Genomic DNA, 4,032 nt, shown 5'->3' on the forward strand with positions numbered 1-4,032 from the left:
ATGGCTTCAATTAATTTGTTACCTTATTAATCGCACTGCTTACTTCCACGCTGATGGCTAATCTTTACGTGGGTGAGATTCGCACTCACTGGTTCTTACGCACTTATCTTGGCGCACCAAAATTATTTTTCCTTAATTAGGATAATATTTTTCGTCAGAAAAATATTTACCATTTTTGTCTATTTCTTTTGTAGTTACTTCTATCTCATATAGAGGTTTTCTATTAGCTTTATATTTGTTATAATTTTCAAAATTATTATACTTCTATTAAATAAATGTTTGCTCCTTTGCTCTTCTCGACTTAATATTTATATTTAATATATTTTGATATAATTAATAAGATTTCATTTTAATTTTAAATTTCGAATAAATAATATCCTAAATTCAATTTATATTTCTATTATAAATAAGCTAAATTCTTTCGTTAAATTAAGAAAAAATGTCATTCACTTTCATAATGTGCATGGACGTCTAATTCATGAAATGCATCTGTTGTTAATTCACACAAGGATGTTTTTAAAAACTCATAAACTTCAGAGTTAAATACTTTTCTAAATTCTTCTCTGCTCATTCCAGCTTTTAATTGTCCATTTTTGGCTTCTTTTGAATATTCAAATAACATAAAATTTACTTCCTTTTACTTTGCTTTGTTATTTTTCAATAAAGTCATTGGGATTTAATGTTTTTGCGTAATTTTTCATTTGATTTAAGCCTTTAGTATAAATAATATTTGTTTTATTTTTTATGTCTTCAATATCTTTTTGTATTGCTTCTATTACTTTACCTTCAGCTACTAATTTTTTTTGCATCTCAATATATTGAGCAGTATCTTTACTTTTTCCATGGCTAGCTAAATACTTTTGATGCTCTAAGTACATAAGAACTGATGGAGCATCATCTGAACTAATTTTACTTTTTTCATAGGTTTTTTTTGATGGAATATGATTAGATATTAATCTTTCAAAACTTAGACTGCATTCTCCATGGTCAAAATATATATTGATTGATCTTACTTTTTGCTCATTAAATTCTGAATCACTTTGATCTTCAATCATATCTGGTATAAATAATCCAATAATCCCATTTTCTATTGTCATTCCATATTCATCTATTTTATATTCAATTTTATTTTCTTTAAATTTAAGTAAAATATTTTTAACATCATCAATTAAATTTATATCTTTATACATAAATTTATTTTCATCATTGATATCTAAATTATACGTCTTCAAATTATCATTGTAAGATGATTGAATACCAATGGAATTGAATATATCTCTTTCAGGAAAATCTATATTATCTTCATTTTCGAAAGTAATATAACTGCTTTTTAATTGTTTTCTAAAATCATTGATATCCATATAAGGTTTAATAAAACCATCATTTATATTAGAAAAATATTTAAACACTAGCATCTCATACCTCTTTTATTTAATTATAAAGTCACTAGGACTTAGATTTCTGGCATAATCTTTCATTTCTTTTATCGCTCTTGAATAAGTAGTAATTGTTTTTCCTATTATGTCATCTTCGTCATTTTGAATCGCATCCATTACTTTTCCATTTTGTACCAGTTGTTTTTGCTTTTCTAAATATTTTAAGATTTTTCTACTTTTTCCATGACAAGAAAAATATTTTTCATGATCATAATTCATTCTTATTGCAGGACCGTTATCCACTGATATATTACTATTTTCATATGTTACTTTTGATGGGATGTGATGAGAAGAGAGTCTTTCGAAGGAAATGCTTCCATTTAACTTTTGTAATTCAAAGTTAAATGAAACTACTTTACATAACTCATTTGAAACTTGATCTTTATTTTCATCGTAATTCATCTCAGGTAAATATATATTGATATTTTTTTCTCTAGATGAATTCCTTCACTTTCAGTTACAAAATCAATTTTTTTATTTCTAAGTTCTTTTACTATTTCTTCATAGAAAGTAAACAAATTAAAATTTTTAAATGATAAATAAAGTGGTATTGTATTAATTTCAATGCTTTGCAAATAATCATTATCATCATACATCACCATAATACCAATTGATCTAAAAGAATCTCTTTTATTATAAAATTCTTCCTTAGGAAATTCTAAATAATTACTTTTAAGTATTTTTCTTAGATCATTTTTTTTGTTTTTTTTATTAATTAAACCTTTATTAAAATCTTCAAAGTATTCATAAATTAACATATAAATTTCCTATCAATTAACATTATTATATTTTTTACTATACTTAAAATTATTAAAATTTATTTTTTATTTTTATAAATAATTTCATTAAAAAATTAAATCAAAATGAACTATATTTTTTGCAATCAATATCTTATAATCAATATTTTAAACTATAACCTTACTTACTTTTAATATTAAGACTACAACCTTCTCTTAAATCAATATAGACACAAGCACATTCCGCAACAGATTCATCTTTATGAGGCACATAAATTTTAATTCTATTATTCATTAAATTTAATCCCATTAAATCATGTTCAAATTTAATTTTTTTATTAGTTAATATTCTAAGAAAATGCTGCATGTCTGTTGCAAGGATTGAGGCATCTTCTGCAATTATAAGTCTATTTGGTTGAAAAATCTCAAGCCCTTCAAGCTTATTAGTCTCATCATCATAAAATGCATGAATGTCTAAATCAGAATATGCTTCCGTAGTTACTTTACAAATAGGAGTTTTTTTAAATTCAAACACCTTTGATTGAAAAATATTTTTTACTTCTTCTCTAGTCATTCCTGCTTTTAATAATCCTAATTTGGGATTATCTATAAATTCAAAAATCATGCTAAATATTCCTTTAACTATTTTGTATTAATATATTATTAATTATAGTAAAAATTTATTCATAAAAATTAACTTTTACTTTTAAAATCATTCGGATTTAAAGTTCTGGCATAATCTTTCATTTCTTTTATCGCCCGTGAATAAGTGGTACTTGTTTGGGCTTTAATTTCATCTTCGTCATTTTGAATCGCATCCATTACTTTTCCATTTTGTACAAGTTGTTTTTGCAACTCTAAATATTTTAAGGTTTTTCTACTTTTTCCATGACAAGAAAAATATTTTTCATGATCATAATTCATTCTTATTGCAGGACCATTATCCGCTGATATATTGCTATTTTCGTATGTTACTTTTGATGGGATGTGATGAGAAGAGAGTCTTTCGAAGGAAATGCTTCCATTTAACTTTTCTAGCTCAAACTTGACTCCTTTTACTTCTCCTTTACCTTCATAAATAACAACTTTGTTTTCTTTTTTTATAATTCCTGGAATTTGAATTTCTATCTTTTCATTTTCTATATAAATCCTATCGTATTCAACTTCATATGGAATTTTTCTTTTTTTTAGTTAGTTCAATAGTTATTTCTTTATAATTAGTATATAAATTAATACCTTTATAAGATAAATATATTGGTGTATTTACAATAAAAAATCCTATTAATTTATCACTATCATCATAAAATGCATGTGCTCCTTCACAAACAAAAAAATCAATATGGTTATAATCATATTCTACTTTTTGATTACGCTCAATAAAATTTGTTTTTATAAGACTTCGCAATTCAGTTTTTTTAGTATTCTTATTAATCATACCTTTATTCATATCTTCATAATATTCAAGTATAAGCATATAACCTTCCTAATGATAAATTTTTTATAAATTAAAATTTAAATAAATTTCTACTTTCCTTTTGGTCTTGGTAAAGTTGCTTTTTTAGGCTTAGGAGCCGAGTTTGCTGGCGTTCGATACAAATTAGGATCTATAGGGTCGGAATATTCTAATGCTTCCTGAATAGCACAATCATATTTACCTGGATTACCACCATTCGCTGCTATTTCTTGAACATCTTTAATATCCATTTGTATTGCTTCTTTTACCTTTCCTTGCTGTATAAGTAGTCTTTGTCTTTCTCGATATTCTAAAGTGATTCCTTTTGGTGGACAATATGCTATGAACTTAGGCGTTCATATAGAAGGGTTGTCCAATGTTAAAGAAGAAATCAGTTAAAAGTCAA

The 4,032-nt window shown here is 25.0% G+C and carries 8 protein-coding genes; all 8 read right to left on the bottom strand.

What is annotated here, in order from left to right; genetic code table 11:
- Positions 1–442 precede the first annotated feature (442 nt).
- Positions 443–622 carry a hypothetical protein gene (locus ACIQ56_RS15330; protein WP_397601919.1) on the bottom strand — a complete coding sequence of 60 codons (180 nt, stop codon included), beginning with the start codon at positions 620–622 and terminating at the stop codon, positions 443–445.
- A 28-nt stretch (positions 623–650) separates the two neighbouring features.
- Positions 651–1,415, bottom strand: coding sequence for a hypothetical protein (locus ACIQ56_RS15335; RefSeq protein WP_397601920.1), 765 nt, complete (start codon positions 1,413–1,415; stop codon positions 651–653).
- Between the two features lie 12 nt (positions 1,416–1,427).
- On the bottom strand, positions 1,428–1,838 hold the full coding sequence (locus ACIQ56_RS15340) for a hypothetical protein (protein ID WP_397601921.1): 411 nt from the start codon (positions 1,836–1,838) through the stop codon (positions 1,428–1,430).
- Positions 1,835–2,194 carry a hypothetical protein gene (locus ACIQ56_RS15345; RefSeq protein WP_397601922.1) on the bottom strand — a complete coding sequence of 120 codons (360 nt, stop codon included), beginning with the start codon at positions 2,192–2,194 and terminating at the stop codon, positions 1,835–1,837. The genes ACIQ56_RS15340 and ACIQ56_RS15345 overlap by 4 nt, the downstream gene beginning before the upstream one ends.
- Before the next feature lie 160 nt (positions 2,195–2,354).
- Entirely contained in the window at positions 2,355–2,798 is a 444-nt protein-coding gene (locus tag ACIQ56_RS15350) for a hypothetical protein (RefSeq protein ID WP_397601923.1), read from the bottom strand.
- A gap of 68 nt (positions 2,799–2,866) precedes the next feature.
- Entirely contained in the window at positions 2,867–3,097 is a 231-nt protein-coding gene (locus tag ACIQ56_RS15355; protein WP_397601924.1) for a hypothetical protein, read from the bottom strand.
- A 241-nt stretch (positions 3,098–3,338) separates the two neighbouring features.
- Positions 3,339–3,647, bottom strand: a complete 309-nt coding sequence (locus ACIQ56_RS15360; protein WP_397601925.1) for a hypothetical protein — start codon at positions 3,645–3,647, stop codon at positions 3,339–3,341.
- Between the two features lie 50 nt (positions 3,648–3,697).
- Positions 3,698–3,877 carry a hypothetical protein gene (locus ACIQ56_RS15365; RefSeq protein WP_397601926.1) on the bottom strand — a complete coding sequence of 60 codons (180 nt, stop codon included), beginning with the start codon at positions 3,875–3,877 and terminating at the stop codon, positions 3,698–3,700.
- Between the last annotated feature and the right edge of the window lie 155 nt (positions 3,878–4,032).

The organism is Silvanigrella sp. (assembly GCF_044369315.1).
Taxonomy (GTDB): Bacteria; Bdellovibrionota_B; Oligoflexia; order Silvanigrellales; family Silvanigrellaceae; genus Silvanigrella.